Below are 14,799 nucleotides of genomic sequence, written 5' to 3' on the forward strand. Positions count from 1 at the left end.
CCAGGGAAGAGCTAGCGCGATTGACACACAAACAACAGCGCTGGATGAAAATATCCAGCGCTATTTGACCAAAAAGTAACACTCGTTAACAGGGAAGGACTATTGATATATTTTCTACAGAAGACGCGTTCCAGCTACACGCTTCAAGAAATTTAAACTAGCTACACTAGTACATATATCAATACTCCATGCCCTGTTTGATAAGAGTATACTTGAAGAGCAAATAGTAAGGAATATCGTTTGCATGACCATTAGTAGCCTTTCTTAAGTCTTTTTGAGGATACACCAGACTCATATAAAGAGGCTATGCGCAAACCAGAAGAATAGCAGCTATCATTACCCCTGCGCGGTGGGGCGAACAATTACTTCGTTCACGTCGATATCGGCCGGCTGTTCGATTGCGAAGGCGATTGCGCGGGCGATGGCTTCTGGCGGCATTGCAAACCTGTCCCGAGCTTCGGAGAGCTGAGCTTTTAGCTCCGGATTTGCTATAGTTTCCGCAAAGTTCGTCTGCGTATAGCCCGGCGAAATGATCGTCACACGCAGCTTATCGCCAGCCTCCTGACGCAATCCTTCGGAGATGGCTCGTACAGCAAACTTTGTGCCAGCATAGACGGCCATATTCGCTACAATGCGATGTCCCGCTGTAGAGGCAACATTGACGAAATGCCCGAACTCCTGTTGGCGAAAGATTGGTAGTGCTGCCGCAATACCATAAAGAACGCCTTTGATATTAATGTCGATCATGGCATCCCAGTCCTCGACGCGCAGGTCGTCAAGTGGAGAAACCGGCATTATCCCGGCATTGTTGACAAGCACATCGAGCTTTCCATAGCGCTCATATGCTAGCCTGACAAGGCTGACCAGATCCTCGCGCCGCCGCACATCGATACGCGCATAACTGACTTCGCCGCCCCTATTTGCGATAAGCTCTGCCAGAGCTTCAAGGAGCTCTACGCGGCGTGCTCCAAGTACTACCTTTGCCCCACGTTCAGCTAACAGAAGCGCAGTCGCCTCACCTATCCCGCTACTCGCGCCAGTCACTACAACAACTTTTCCGGTAATGTTAGACATGTCTTTTCTCCCTCTATTTAATGTTCTATCCCTAATACTTAACATAGCTCTTTACTAATATTTTGTTTCTTAGATGAACTTCCGCTTCATCCATCCATAGTATATAATGGTAAACATACATTAACGAGACAGGTATTTATCCTGGAACTGGCACTTCCAGTTTGCGGTCATACATTTGGGTAGATTTATAGGATGAATCAAGTAGAATTAAATCGCCATCATGAATTAGCTGAATTTTTACGGAGCCGTCGAGCTCGTTTATCGCCCGAACAAATCGGCTTGCCCCGGGGGAGCCGAAGGCGTACACCTGGCTTGCGGCGTGGCGAAGTTGCCATGCTGGCCGGAGTAAGCCTTGAATGGTATACCTGGCTTGAGCAGGGACGAGATATCAACGTATCGGTACAGTTGTTGGAAAGCCTGGCCAGAGTGTTGCAACTGGACGCAACTGAGCGCAAACACTTGTTCTTGCTCGCACTTAGACAACCTCCTCCCGTTGAGGCTCCTACCCAGGCCAATATCAGTCCAAGCTTAGGCAATTTTCTCAAGCAGCTTGGAGCCACTCCCGGATGCATCGTTGATGCACGTTTGAATATCATTGCCTGGAATAAAGCTTTTTGTGCCGCGTTTGGTGACTATGAAACGAAGTCTGAGCGGGAGCGCAATGTGATCTGGCGATTATTTACAGCGCCTTCCTGGCAAAATAACGAACAGTGGTTAGAACATACCCGTATATATCTGGCCCAATTTCGGGCCGGCTATGCTCGCTTCATTGACGATCCCTGGTGGGCCAGACAAATCGCTGACTTGAGCCGTATCAGTCAGCAGTTTCGGAACTTATGGGCGCACTATGATGTGCTTACTGTTCCGGAAGGGCGCAAATCGTTTCGCCATCCACTTGTAGGGGAAATGGAGTTCGATTTTCTCTTTCTCCAGGCCGTCGATTCCTCAGATCTTCGGCTTCTTATTCACACTCCGCGTGAAACCTCTGGCACTGCCGAAAAAATTGAGAGGTTGCTGGAGCCCCAGCGCTAAGGGCTAGCGGGAGAAAATTTCCGGAATTGCTAGCTTTGCTCACGTAACTATGTCATTGAGAGATAATACGCTTATAAAGCAAGCGAAAATTCAACCTTCGCTAGTCGCTCTCTTGCTTTCCAGGTGTGTAGAATCTATACTTATATACTTGCATAAGCTCATATCTAATCCGACTTTGCAATTTCGCGATAACTTTTGTTAAAAGGATGTAATTGTGGATATCACACCAGATAAGCAGACCAGCCGTGATCTTTCTCCTCAGCTTGTAACGATCCTGACCACAGAACATTACAATTTACAGAACGGACGGGCCAGCACGATCGCCGATGCCAGCGGACGCGCCAATCTCTTTATCAGCGCAGTTTCCACCTCGCTTGTGGCTCTGGCTTTCATCGGGCAAGCCTCCAACTTTGGCAAGGCCTTTTCTCTGTTCAGCCTTATCTTATTTCCTGCGCTCTGGTTTCTGGGGCTGATGACTTTTGAGCGTACCCTCCAATCTACCATTGAAGATGTGCTCTATGCGCGCGGCATGAGCCGCATTCGGCATCTCTTTCTAGAACACGCTCCAGATATGCAGCCTTACTTTATTCTCTCCTCTTCGGATGATGCAACGGCTACCTTACAGAAGATAGGGATGAAGGACACCTACTGGCAGATCTTGTTGAGCACGCCGGGAACCATTGCTGTCATTAATGGGATCATTGGCGCCGTCTTTGTAGGCTTCTTGTTAGATGCGCTTTTTATGGCCCCGTTGCTAATATTATTGAGCTGCGGAATAATCTTTTTTCTGCTCAGCGTGGCCTTCTCGCTCTGGAGCCATCGCAATAAATTCTATCAGGCGTTGGAGAGCCAGCCGCCGCTCTTTACAGGCTCTTCAGAATCCCCAAAGCCCACACTTCCCGCAATATGAGTACCAAGCTTACACCATGGATTCCCGATAGTTATCCATGGCGTTGGCCAGGCAAGGAAGGCGTAGCAACTCGCTTCTATACCTGGAAGCATATGTGGATATCCTGAGCCGGTGCCTGGACCAGTTCCAAAGAGGTCTCTACGAGAATATAAAGGCGGCCAGAAGCATAATCAGGGCCACCAGGACGCCAGCTTCACCTGTCCATAGTGTGGCATGAACGCCGCGCGTTGCATAGTCAAAGCCTCTAGGAATGATAACATTCCAGGAGGCGTGAACTGTAATCGCCGGCCAAATGCTCTCACTTTCCAGGCGCAGGCGCGCAATGATAAAGCCAAAGGCAATCAAGACAAGCATAAAGATACTGGCCGTAAAAACCCTATGAGAGCTGGTGAAATACAGCCCGGTAAGAATCAGCGGTAGGTGCCAGAGCCCCCAGATGACGCCGCTCAGCAGGACCGGACAGGGAATACGGGCATCGATCAGGCGCGTCAGCATATAACCGCGCCAGCCTAGCTCCTCTCCAGCTGCGGTGAGAGCCGAGGGGATCGTCATTATTGTGGAGAGGACAAGCAGATGGAGGGCAAAATGGAGAGAAGTGGACAGGCTTGTGGCTCTGGTTGGAAAGCTGAATTGAGCCAGACCCGTGATCCAGGCTATGCCATAGGCGAGTAATCCAATAATCGTGGGAAAGAGGAGGGCAATAATAATAGCCTTCAGGCCTTTCCATTGGCCAGGAGCCAGGTGCACTATTCTTTTTAACTGGCCCATTGGTCGTGTTGCGAGAAGAGAAGGGCTAACGAGAGCCAGGCTTTCCGGCAGATATTGTTCTTGTGGCCAGAAGCGAAAAGAGATGTCGGCCATGCCTTCGTGCAGGATCAGGCGTGTAAGGAGCGCTGCGAGGCCAGGCATCCACATCAGGAGAGCCGTCCAGCGCATGTCTCTTGTCACGATTATCAGACCCTCACTGAGGGCGGATAACGGCACAAGCAGAGAGAAGAAGAGCACAAGCCCATGCCTGGCCAGCTGCACGCGCTGGCGTTCTCCTTCGCCGCGAGAAGTGCCAGGAGTTGATGGCGTAATCAAAGATTTTAACCTTTACTTCAATCCGAGGTTGCTGCTGTTATTAAACAATAACTTCAATTAGAATTCAAGATAGAGCAGCAGATATTTGCATGAGGGGAGCAAGCAGGGTCAGTATCCAGAAGACGATACCATGCTTCTGGATACCTGTTCCTGCCAGCCTGCGATCTAAGCGAGAAGAATTTAGTGCATACGAGAAACCAAGGCATTTGGCACTATGTATCTATGCTATCTCCAACCGCAGTGGCCGTGCTGATTGGCTTAGGAAGCTCACCTGCCAGGCGGCTATGGCGCATTCCATATAGGGCATAGATCACTATACCTAAAATGAGCCAGATAACGAAACGCAGCCAGGTAATCAATGGAAGGCTTATCATCAGGTAACCGCACACAATAATAGCCAGGATTGGCACAAAGGGAACAAGCGGCGTGCGGAAAGCGCGCGGCAAGTCAGGGCGTGTACGACGCAAGATGACCACTGCGGCCGAGACCAGGACAAAGGCCAGCAGCGTACCAATATTGACGAGCTCGGCAACGGCATTAATCGGAGTCACAGCGGCAACGATGGCCACAACAATACCAATACAGAGCGTGATGCGATATGGCGTGCCAAAGCGCGGATGCACGCGCGAGAACCAGGAGGGTAAGAGATGATCGCGACTCATCGCGAAGAAGACGCGGCTCTGTCCCAGCAGCAAAACAAGAATTACCGCCGTCAGACCGCACACAGCCCCCACAGAGACCAGGCCTGCAGCCCAGGATAGACCAATTGCCACAAATGCTGTCGCCATGGGAGCCGCCGTATTCAGGCTTGGATAAGGAACAATGCCCGTCATAACAAGGGAGACCAGGATATAGAGGATGGTACAAACAGTCAAAGAGCAAATGATACCAATCGGGAGATCGCGCTGTGGATGGCGCGTCTCTTCTGCTGCCGTGGCCACGACATCAAAGCCAATATAAGCAAAGAAGACAGTTGCGGCTCCTGAGACGATGCCCGTCAGGCCAAAGGAGCTCTGCTTGAGGCCAAAGAGCAGCTGCACAAGCGGCGTTTCCAGCGAAGTGCCACCACCGCTAGTAATAGGCTGGGCCGGCGGAATGAAGGGTGACCAGTTAATGGATTTGATAAAAAATGCGCCGACCACAATAAAGAAGACCACAACTGCAAGTTTGATTGTGGTGACGATTACATTAAGGCTTGAGCTGATACGAATTCCGCGCGTGAGAACCAGGGTAAGAAAAAGCGCAATGAGGGCCGCAGGCAGGTTAAGAATGCCCACGGGAGGAGCATTGGTAAGGGCCGCCGGTAGCGTAATCCCCAGCGCTTTCAAAATCTCCTGGATATATTGCGACCATCCGATAGAGACTGCGGCAGCCCCTACACTTAACTCTAGAATGAGATCCCAGCCAATAATCCAGGCCAGAAACTCACCAAGGGTTGCATAGGCAAAAGTATAGGCGCTGCCCGCCACTGGTACAGCACTGGCAAATTCGGCATAGCAGAGTGCCGCCAGTGCGCAGGCGATGCCTGATACCACAAAAGAGATAGCTATGGCGGGACCCGCTTTCGTAGCTGCGGCCACGCCAGTCAATACGAAGATCCCAGTACCCACAACAACGCCGATGCCAAAGACCGTCAGATCCAGCGGACCAAGCTCTTTGCGCAACGCATGCTCAGGAGCTTCTGTATCGCGCAGACATTGCGCGATAGATTTTGTGCGCCATAAACTCAAGATATTTCTCCTTACTCTAGCGAAGCTTGTCTATTTGCCTCTCATCCATTTACTTAAGCGTATTGAAGAGATGCTAGCATCATCTACAATATAGAATAAGAAGAAGGAGAAATCGGATAAATGGGGATGTGCGCTATACAGCTCGATTATGACGCAGAGCCTGCCGGGTACAGCATCCTTTCAGTTCCATGCTTTTTCAAGCCGAGTGATGTCCTCTTATATCTTCCAGATCAAGATTGTAACATCGCTATCGGCATAGGAGGCACCTAGCCATTGACCATCAGGTGACCAGGCCAGCATCTGCACCCTTTTCTGTATAGAAGGACTAATCAGCGTACGTACCGGGAGAGCCCCAGGCTGGCCATTCCATAGATAGATCTTGCCGTCTGTCGTACCAACGGCGAACATCCCCTTATCGGCCTTTGGATAGGCGGCAAGACAGCTAAATACCTTAGCATCCTTAGGAATACCAAAGCGCAGCACATCATCTGATCGGCGGGTCAGATCCCAACTCAGTACATAGTGGGAGCCGGTCAAGTTGGAAGCAACGCCGACCAGCCGCTTGCCATCGCCAGACCAGACAACTCCATGAATAGTGTTCAACTGTTCTATAAGGCGGTCTGGCTGCTGCTGCTTCCAGACAACCTGCCCGCCAGCAATCTCAGCCTGACCCAGGAGAATGCGATCATTGCAGGCCAGGGCGACGTGGGTAGCGTCCGAGGATATAGCTAGCGACTGTTCATTAGATGGGACCCCAATCTCGATGGTAGCCATATCATATATAGCAGCCGAGGCTTTGATCACGAGAGGTTGCGCTCTGAGCTGGGGTTGGGTGATATCCCACATACCAAGGTAGAAAGAATCATCGCTGCTCGATTCTTCCCAGGTAACTATCACATATCTGCTAGCGAGCCAGCCAATTCCTTTAACAAAGAGAAAAGAGGGGTGGCTTCCCTTGCTATGCTGAGAAGGAAGCTTGATTCCCTTCTCGAAGCCAGATAATTGGCTACTGAGATCGGCAGAATAGATAGTGAGATACGGGCTCAAATCTGACGTTGTAGCGATCAAGGCCAGATGCTTGCCATCCTGCGACCAGGCCGCCGTTGTAGTGATAGGTGCTTTGCTTAGTGTGTAGGAGCTTTTATACTCATCCTGGTTCTGGAGGCGGAATTCATCGATATTCCACAGCTTGATAGTACTCTCACTACCGCAGGCTGTCGTCAAAACATTCTTATCAGGCCTCCAGAACAAAGCGTCGGGAGGGGTCCGTAGATCGCGCAATACCATCGCCGGCTCCTTTGGGCTCAATGGCCTGTTTGCCGTCTGCAGAGGTGGAGTTTTACGGCTCATGGCCCAGATCCCGCCAGCGGCCCCGCCAAGCACAAGCACACTCGCGGCCCCAATCAGCATATTGCGCCGCGAGAGGAGGTTTCCGGCGCTCTCCAGGGCAGGAGTAGGGGCGACTGAGGACCCAGGAGTAACGGGAAGCATGTCCTCAGCATCAAGAGAGCGCGCCAGGGCAGCGACAAACTCGCGCGCGCTAGCATAGCGCTCCTCCGGTTTTTTCGCCAGCCCACGCAACAGCACGGCTTCACACTCTTCCGGCAGATCTGGATTCCACTGCCGAGGAGGCGGAGGCGGTTGCACGAGGTGCTGAACAATAGTGGCATAGGTAGTTTCAGCTTGAAAGGGCGGGCGACCGGCCACGAACTGATAGGCAATCACCGCCAGACTATAGCTATCGCTGGCAGTGGTCGGCTTGCCCTGGGCCTGTTCAGGCGCGATATAGAGCGGCGTTCCTACCATCAGCCCGGCCTCTTGCGCCTCTTCATCGCGGGCAAACATAAGCGCGATGCCAAAGTCAGCCAGGAGCAGAGAGCCCTCTGAGCGCAGCAGCATGTTGGCCGGCTTGATATCGCGATGGATCATGCCCTTGGTATGCGCATAGTCGATAGCTTCAGCAGCCTGTAGCAGGAAGGCCAGCACCTCTCGGTGGTGGAAACCATCGCCGGAGGCGCTGCGTCGCTCGATAAGATCAGCCAGTGAGCCAGCGCTGATATAAGGCATGACCAGATAGTAGATCACCAGGCCGCTGGGAAAACGCTGCTCACCATAGTCATGCACTGGCAAGATATGCGGATGGTTGAGCGATGCGACCACCTGCGCTTCACGTGCGAAGAGGGCCGCATCCTCCTCCTTGTACTGGTTCTGGGGAGGTAACATCTTAATCGCCACCTGGCGATGCAGCTGTGGATCTTCAGCCAGCCAGACCTCGCCCATGCCGCCGCGCCCAACTCTCTTAAGCAGATGATAACGTCCGAGCTGCATGTCAGTATGGGCTAACGAATTCTGTTGTACCATTTGCATCTCCTGTTCACTTCTCATCAGCATCTACCTGCCAGACTATAATAGTATTGTCAGCAGAGCCGGTCGCCAGGTAGCGTCCGTCAGGGGACCAGGATATAGCTAAAATGCTGCCTGAGTGGGCATTCGCTGTGCCTGGAGGTGGAAAAAGGTAATCCTGCACATGCCCGCCCTCTTGATCTTTCTTCACCTGCTTCTTCTGCAAGTCCCAGGCGGCCATCGTAGAAAATGCCTGTGAATATCCTGCAATAATGTATCGACCGTTAGGAGACCAGTTAAAGCTATAGACTTGCGGAACCCAATTTGGAAAAGCTGTAGTATCTTTGGGCGGTGTGTAAGCGTCTTTGTTGTCAGTGCTCAATACATCAAGTACCTTGCTAGAGCGCACATCAACGAGCACTATCGTTTCAATAACACCAACTGCCACAACATGCGGATCTTGCGGAGACCAGCGCAGTATGGCCGCCTTGAGATCCGGAGCATTGGATTTTGGCTTGCGGTACGGAAGCTTGATAGTTTTTGTCGTGGCGTGGGTTTTGACATCCCAGACGATCAATTCCAGGAAATTTGTAAGACCTGCAATCATCGTACCGTCACAGGACCAGCCTATCACGCCTAGCATTTCGCTGGTACCATCCCCAGCTTTTAACGAGCTATGAGACAGGCTAGCAATCGACTTTGCCGGTTGGTTTTGCCGCCAGAGCTGCACCGTAATCTGTCCCTGCAGCGTGGAATCAATGGCAGCCAGCAGATCCGAATGTGGACCCGATAAAGCATCAAGATAGAAATGAAAAGGATCTGTATAGTTAGTGGGATTCGTATATTGCTGACGCGTCTCTTTAGCCGAGAATGGATCGAGAAGCTCAAACGGTCCATTTGAGGCACTTGAAACTATGAGCTTGCGTCCATCGCTAGTCCAGTTCAGACCATTGAATGGAATACCATTGGGAAATTTCCATTCGCGCGTCGGGCTGCTTATCACTTGTAACGTAGCTGGTTTCTTCTGCAAGATACTACCAACATCCCATAACCTCACTTGAGTATCTAAGCCCGCTGAAGCAAGATAGCGCCCGCTGTTATCCCAGGCAACATTCATGACAGCTTTCTCGGGTCCGGTGAGATGAATGAGGGGTTTGCCTGGCGTAAAGTGCTGCGGTCCTGGAGGAAGCTTCGCCGCAGATAACCTGGGCCAGAGGTTCAGCAGCGTCACCCCGCCAGCAACAAGCACAGCTGCAGATGCGCCGCCAATCAGCACAGTCCGGCGCTTCAATTTCCGCTCTCGTCTCTCTCCTTGCTGATCAGTTTCCGCTGGGATCTCCGGCAAAGCTTCAGTGGTTATCTTCATCGGGGCCATTACCTTTTTTCGTGCCGTTGTTTCGACGGCAGCAGTAAGAGGTGATGATTGCTGCTCCGACTGCAGTGTTGGTAGCTCCGACGAAATCTGTGTGGACACCGTGGAGATCTCGCCCGCAAAACTGTTGTTCCAGGGAGCGATAAGGGTTGTGTCAGGATCATCGCGTGGGTCGAGAGGCAAGCCTTGCCAGGCCCGATTCAGCGCGTTCACCAGCGCAGAGCAGGAAGCATAGCGCTTCTGGGGCTGGTGCGAGAGCGCTTTCAAAAGCGCGATTTCCATAGGTGACGATAAGGTAGGATTGAAGCGACCGGGCGACGGCGGAGCAAGGGTGAGCTGTTGGAGCAGCAAGCTATATGGATTGTCTTTTCCCTCGAAAGGCAGGCGACCGGCGAAAAGTTGATAGGCAATGACGGCCAGGCTATAACGATCGCTGGCGGCCTCCGTCCTGCCCTGTGCCTGCTCGGGAGCCAGATAAGGCAAATCGACGCTTTGCGTGCGGCTAACGGTAACGTCGCTACTTTGTAGTTGGGTGAGGCCAAAATCGCTAACTAGCAAACGCATGCCGTCCAGCAGCAAGCTGCCTGGTTGGAGCCCGCCGTGTATCACCTGCTGGCTATGGGCATAGTCGATAGCGTTTGCCGCCTGGGAGAGGTGGCGAAGCGCTTCTGAAGCCTGAAGAGTCCCTGTGGAGCGATCAAGCCTGGCACGTAGCGTTGTGGCCCGCTCTAGATAGGGATATACCAGAAAGGGGATGACCTCGTTCTGCTTGCCATCCTGCACGCCAGAGTTATACACAGGCAGGATATGAGGATGCTCCAGATTAGCGGCAACCTGTGCCATCTGCGCAAAGAGATGCAGATACTCATAAGCAGTAGTGGCAACGCCTGGCAGGAGCCTCAGAACCACGAGGCGTTGCTGCTGGCTCTCTTCGGCCAGCCAGAGATCGCCAAGCCTATCGCGCTTGAGCAAACGATGTATATGATATTGTTCGAACTGGCTCCCTTGCCAGTCGACAGACTGATATATTTGCATACGAAATACCCTTCGTGTTGTCCAATTCAATTGGGTTCATATCCAGCTTCATACAATGGCACTGTTAAAGTTGAAAGCCTTGTACTCACACGTTCCAGAGGGCAATTGATGCGGCACTATCAGCATAACTGGCGGCCAGCCATGAGCCATCAGGTGACCAGTCCAGCGAAATAACCCGCCCTTTGATATCGCCACCATGTAAGATACGAATGGGAAGTTGACCCACCTTGTCGTCCCAGAGATAGACCTTACCGTCTTGTGTCCCTGCTGCATACAGATCTTTCTGATTGTTGGGGTGAGCGGCAAGAGCCGTAAAGCCAGGCGGATTGTTCAGCACACTGCTTACATTAACTGGTTTGTTCGGGTTAGGGCTGTCAATGTTCCAGCCCACAAACACATCAGGCTTCCCCTTCGTAATGCTAAAGAGAGATTCCCCGTGCCCACCACCTGATACCAAGAACCAGAGCAACTCATCGATGGCGTTACCGCTGTGCTGGCCTGGCAGATACTGCAATAGACCAAAGGAGGCGGGTTTCCACTGAAAAGCATTGCCTGCCAGTTCAACCGTGCCCACCAGCGCACCTTGCGTAGTTCCGATGGCCAGACGAGAGCCATCGTGTGAGACTGCCAGGCTGCGATAGATTCCTTCATAATCGGATGGCGACAAGACACCACTGAGGGAAATCGGCGAAAGCTGCAACTCGGGCTTCTGCGTGTCCCATAGGCCCAGCGCAAAGCTTTGTGCATTATCATTTTTTGGCGTATAGAGAGCAGCTAACAACGTTTGTTTGGTCCAGCCGAGCCCATTCAACTGCGCGGCGGGGAGAGAGAAACCTTGTTCTAATCCTGCCGCCGGAGCGCTTAGATCAGAACGATAGACATCGATTTTAGGGCGTCCCTGAGCATCTACGCCAGCGAGGGCGATGAAGCGGGCATCAGGCGCCCAGGCCAGGGCAAGCTGTATGCGCTGTAGATCTTTGCTTGCCGTGCTTTGACTGATTGTCTGTTGGTTACCAAACACTGGCAGGTTCCATAACTTAACTGTGGAATCTCCATTGCTGGCCGAAGCCAGTACAAGGTTACCAGGCACGGGAAGCCAGGCCAGCGTATGGGCAGGTTTGCTATGGCCGCGCAGAATTTTGGTCGGTGCATCAGCTGCGGGAAGCGCTGACGTTGATGCTGAGGCAGCCATAAAAGGCAGATGGCCAGTGACTGCGGCCCAGACGCCTCCTGTACCTATCAGCGCTGCCGCGGTGCCAGCAACCAATAGATAGCGGCGCGTGATCCCCCTGCCCGTCGAGGTGGAAGTATGCAGTGAGGGGGTCAGCGCTTCCACAAATTCGCGCGCGCTCGGATAGCGTTCCTCCTGCCTTTTCGCCAGGCTACGCAGCAGCACTGCCTCGCAGGCGGGTGAAAGCTCAGGCTTCCAGCGACGAGGTGAGGGTGGCGGCTGAGTTGCGTGCAGGCTGCGCATAGCTTCGTCGGTCCTGGCCTGGAAAGGGAGGCGACCGGTCAGCAATTGATAGGCGACGACGGCCAGGCTATAACGATCGCTGGCCGGGACTGCCTGGCCCTGTGCCTGCTCTGGCGCGAGATATTCAGCAGTTCCTGAATATGCCTCTTCCCTGGCAAGCTGAGAAGCTCTGGAAACGATGCGGGCGATTCCAAAATCGGTAAGCAGAAGCCAGAGATCGGGGCGCAGCAGCATGTTAGACGGCTTGATATCACCATGCAAGGTACTTTGCGCATGAGCATAGTCGAGGGCCTCGGCTGCCTGCGAAAGTGCGTTTAGCGCCTCTTGCTGGGACAGATTGCGCTGTTTGAGCAGCTCAGCTAATGAGCCCCCTTCGATATATGGCATGACCAGATAGCTCCCGATCTGGCCATTTGAGCTCAAGCGCTCACCATAATCATGGATGGGCAAAATATGAGGGTGGTTGAGGGTAGCGATCGAACGCGCATAACTCTCAAAGCGCGCGGCATAGTCATGGTCCTGCTGAGCGCGAGGAGGCAATATCTTTATGACCACCTGGCGATGTAAACGAGGATCTTCAGCCAGCCAGATTTCACTAGAGATGCCATGCCCGATCTCCCCGAGTAGATGATAGCGCTCAGTTGCCTCGCCGCTTGCTTCCCGATAATCGAACTTTTCGTGTTTTTGCATACTAAGTCACCGTAAAATATTCTACGATAATTATAGCAGAGCGAGGGTATTACGAAAATGAAATAGCTCACATTGGCCTGAAGGTATATGTATATGCATGGACAGAATAAACCTGAGAGAAATAATTTCCAGAGCGAAGCAAAATATCCATGAAATTGGCAGCCTGCCAGGCTTTCAATGTCATACACAATGAGTTCAAATGCCTCCTCTTTCAGGATAGGGCCAGGCTACGAGCAGTTATTGTCGCACGCAATAGCGCTCGTAAGATCTCAAAGGATAGCCGCTCTATTAGATTGCCCCGGATGGTGTTCTACTAAAGCTGATGCTATCGGCAGTCTTTAGCGTAACAAACCAGCCGTCCAGGATAGTATTGTGATGGGCAATGATCTGCGCTGCGCTAAGTATCTCATTATCCCAGGTACTATGCGCATCCTGAACCAGCGTGACATCGTATTCGAGGCTACTGGCACGTCTACAGGTCGTATCAACGCAGCAATCAGTCTGAATGCCGGTAACGATAAGATGCTTGATTTCATGTGCGCTGAGGACTTCGTGCAGGTTTGTGCCATAAAAAGAATCGGGCATACGCTTCTGGATTACCACCTCACCCTCACGTGGAGCAATCGCAGGATGGATTTGCCAGCCATCTGTACCGATCTCCAGAGGGTGGCCGTGGTTGGGGCTGCCATGCTGAATATAGATGATGGGAATTTGGGCCTTGCGCGCCTTCTCAAGCAAGCTAGCGATCTTGCTTAAGATTTCCTGATCCTGATAGACTGGATCGTCCTCGGCAAACATACCGTTCTGCACATCGATAACGAGTATTGCTGTATTCATCGCTTGCTCCTGTTATTTCATCTTCTACAACTAGTATTTTATCAGGCTTCGTTTGACAGAACACTAGAGGAATCACCATAAAACTGAGGCCTTGTGAAGTATTTTTCTGCTCTTAACTATAGCAGGCAATGAGGATAAAGTTGTGCCGCATTAAAAGAAATTTTTGGTAAATGTCCTACCTCATGCGAGCATCATCAGAAGTGAGCCAGAATCGAAAGATGAGCAGCCGCCCACTGTTAAGCAGCACAACAGTTGATTAGTTGAGAAATCGCTGTCTTGCGCCGTTGACGATGAAGCGTTTTTGGTAATTCCAGGAGCTCTTGATGTGAGCAAAATGGAGGCTCCAAGCTCGAACAGCTCTTCCAGGCTGGGTTTGCATCCATATCTTCAATGCCAAATTTGCAGCTTCTGGAAATGCGTTCGAGCAACGGATTGTCAATTTTGAGATTGTGTGGGAGGCTCGGTCTCTTTGGCTGTAAATCTCAGGCAAATGCGATAAAAATCGACCCTCATTCTACTCCTCGATTTTCTGTACGCGTCCAACCTGTCCATCGACAAGCCGTACCTTGATCCCATGTGGATGAGAAGCGGAGTTGGTCAAAATATCCTTGACGATTCCTCGGGTCAGTTTTCCTGTTCGCTGGTCTTGCTTGAGAACGATTGACACGGTGATTCCCGAACGTATATTTTGACGGATGCGTCCATCTGGCATTTAATTGCACTTTCTCCTATCATCCCTGGTGAACGAATGTCTCTTTTCCCAGAGCTGCCTTCACGTGTTTCCTGATGTTCACCATCACCCATTTGACGGGACATCACCACATAGAGTAACACACTTTCCCTTCATGAGTCCATATTTAAGTGGCAACAGCAAGTGGCTTTCATTCGTCAGGTCCATCCTTCCCTGGAAACAGCCCACCAATTGGTTCAGGCCTTTGTGAAAATGGTAAGAGAACAGAAAGCATCAGATCTTGAATACTGGCTAGAGCATGTTCGCAACAACCATGTCCCCGAGCTTACCATAAGCCTGTTAAAGAAGTACAGGAGCCTTGCCCTGGTCTCCTTACTGGCTGATAGTCCTGCCACTCTCCCGCATCAGCCCAAGCTATGACCTCATCAACCTGCCAGATTGAAGGAGGAACAAGAGCGGTCTCCAGATTCTCCTAGGTGAGGGGCCACACCTGGGTAACCCACTCCCGTTCCCAGGTGCGCCAGTTGC

The 14,799-nt window shown here is 51.8% G+C and carries 11 protein-coding genes; 3 read left to right on the forward strand and 8 right to left on the reverse strand.

Annotated elements, in window-relative coordinates:
- Window positions 1-336 precede the first annotated feature (336 nt).
- Complete coding sequence (locus EPA93_RS01330; protein ID WP_129885301.1) at window positions 337-1,074, reverse strand: SDR family oxidoreductase; 738 nt, start codon at window positions 1,072-1,074, stop codon at window positions 337-339.
- Window positions 1,075-1,266: 192 nt separating this feature from the next.
- Here EPA93_RS01330 and EPA93_RS01335 point away from each other — a divergent pair, with 192 nt between their 5' ends.
- Both EPA93_RS01335 and EPA93_RS01340 read left to right on the forward strand, forming a co-directional pair.
- Window positions 1,267-2,106 carry a helix-turn-helix transcriptional regulator gene (locus EPA93_RS01335; RefSeq protein ID WP_165422792.1) on the forward strand — a complete coding sequence of 280 codons (840 nt, stop codon included), beginning with the start codon at window positions 1,267-1,269 and terminating at the stop codon, window positions 2,104-2,106.
- Between the two features lie 214 nt (window positions 2,107-2,320).
- Window positions 2,321-3,016 carry a hypothetical protein gene (locus EPA93_RS01340; protein WP_129885303.1) on the forward strand — a complete coding sequence of 232 codons (696 nt, stop codon included), beginning with the start codon at window positions 2,321-2,323 and terminating at the stop codon, window positions 3,014-3,016.
- A 138-nt stretch (window positions 3,017-3,154) separates the two neighbouring features.
- Here EPA93_RS01340 and EPA93_RS01345 read toward each other — a convergent pair whose 3' ends face one another.
- The 7 genes from EPA93_RS01345 to EPA93_RS01375 all read right to left on the reverse strand — a co-directional run bounded on the left by EPA93_RS01345 (window position 3,155) and on the right by EPA93_RS01375 (window position 14,292).
- Entirely contained in the window at window positions 3,155-4,099 is a 945-nt protein-coding gene (locus tag EPA93_RS01345) for a CPBP family glutamic-type intramembrane protease (RefSeq protein ID WP_129885304.1), read from the reverse strand.
- Between the two features lie 212 nt (window positions 4,100-4,311).
- Complete coding sequence (locus EPA93_RS01350; RefSeq protein ID WP_129885305.1) at window positions 4,312-5,829, reverse strand: amino acid permease; 1,518 nt, start codon at window positions 5,827-5,829, stop codon at window positions 4,312-4,314.
- Window positions 5,830-6,045: 216 nt separating this feature from the next.
- The gene (locus tag EPA93_RS01355) at window positions 6,046-8,190 is read right to left on the reverse strand and encodes a serine/threonine-protein kinase (RefSeq protein ID WP_165422793.1); all 2,145 of its coding nucleotides are present in this window, start codon (window positions 8,188-8,190) and stop codon (window positions 6,046-6,048) included.
- A 13-nt stretch (window positions 8,191-8,203) separates the two neighbouring features.
- Entirely contained in the window at window positions 8,204-10,579 is a 2,376-nt protein-coding gene (locus EPA93_RS01360; protein ID WP_129885307.1) for a WD40 repeat domain-containing serine/threonine protein kinase, read from the reverse strand.
- A gap of 85 nt (window positions 10,580-10,664) precedes the next feature.
- The gene (locus EPA93_RS01365; protein ID WP_129885308.1) at window positions 10,665-12,743 is read right to left on the reverse strand and encodes a serine/threonine-protein kinase; all 2,079 of its coding nucleotides are present in this window, start codon (window positions 12,741-12,743) and stop codon (window positions 10,665-10,667) included.
- 288 nt (window positions 12,744-13,031) lie between these two features.
- Window positions 13,032-13,580 (reverse strand): cysteine hydrolase family protein, encoded by a 549-nt coding sequence (locus EPA93_RS01370; protein WP_129885309.1) that lies wholly within the window; start codon window positions 13,578-13,580, stop codon window positions 13,032-13,034.
- 514 nt (window positions 13,581-14,094) lie between these two features.
- Entirely contained in the window at window positions 14,095-14,292 is a 198-nt protein-coding gene (locus EPA93_RS01375; RefSeq protein ID WP_129885310.1) for a YwbE family protein, read from the reverse strand.
- A 162-nt stretch (window positions 14,293-14,454) separates the two neighbouring features.
- On the opposite strand from EPA93_RS01375, the gene EPA93_RS01380 reads away from it, so the two are divergent.
- Complete coding sequence (locus EPA93_RS01380; RefSeq protein WP_129885311.1) at window positions 14,455-14,691, forward strand: hypothetical protein; 237 nt, start codon at window positions 14,455-14,457, stop codon at window positions 14,689-14,691.
- Window positions 14,692-14,799: the final 108 nt, after the last annotated feature.

It is taken from the genome of Ktedonosporobacter rubrisoli (assembly GCF_004208415.1).
Taxonomy (GTDB): Bacteria; Chloroflexota; Ktedonobacteria; order Ktedonobacterales; family Ktedonobacteraceae; genus Ktedonosporobacter; species Ktedonosporobacter rubrisoli.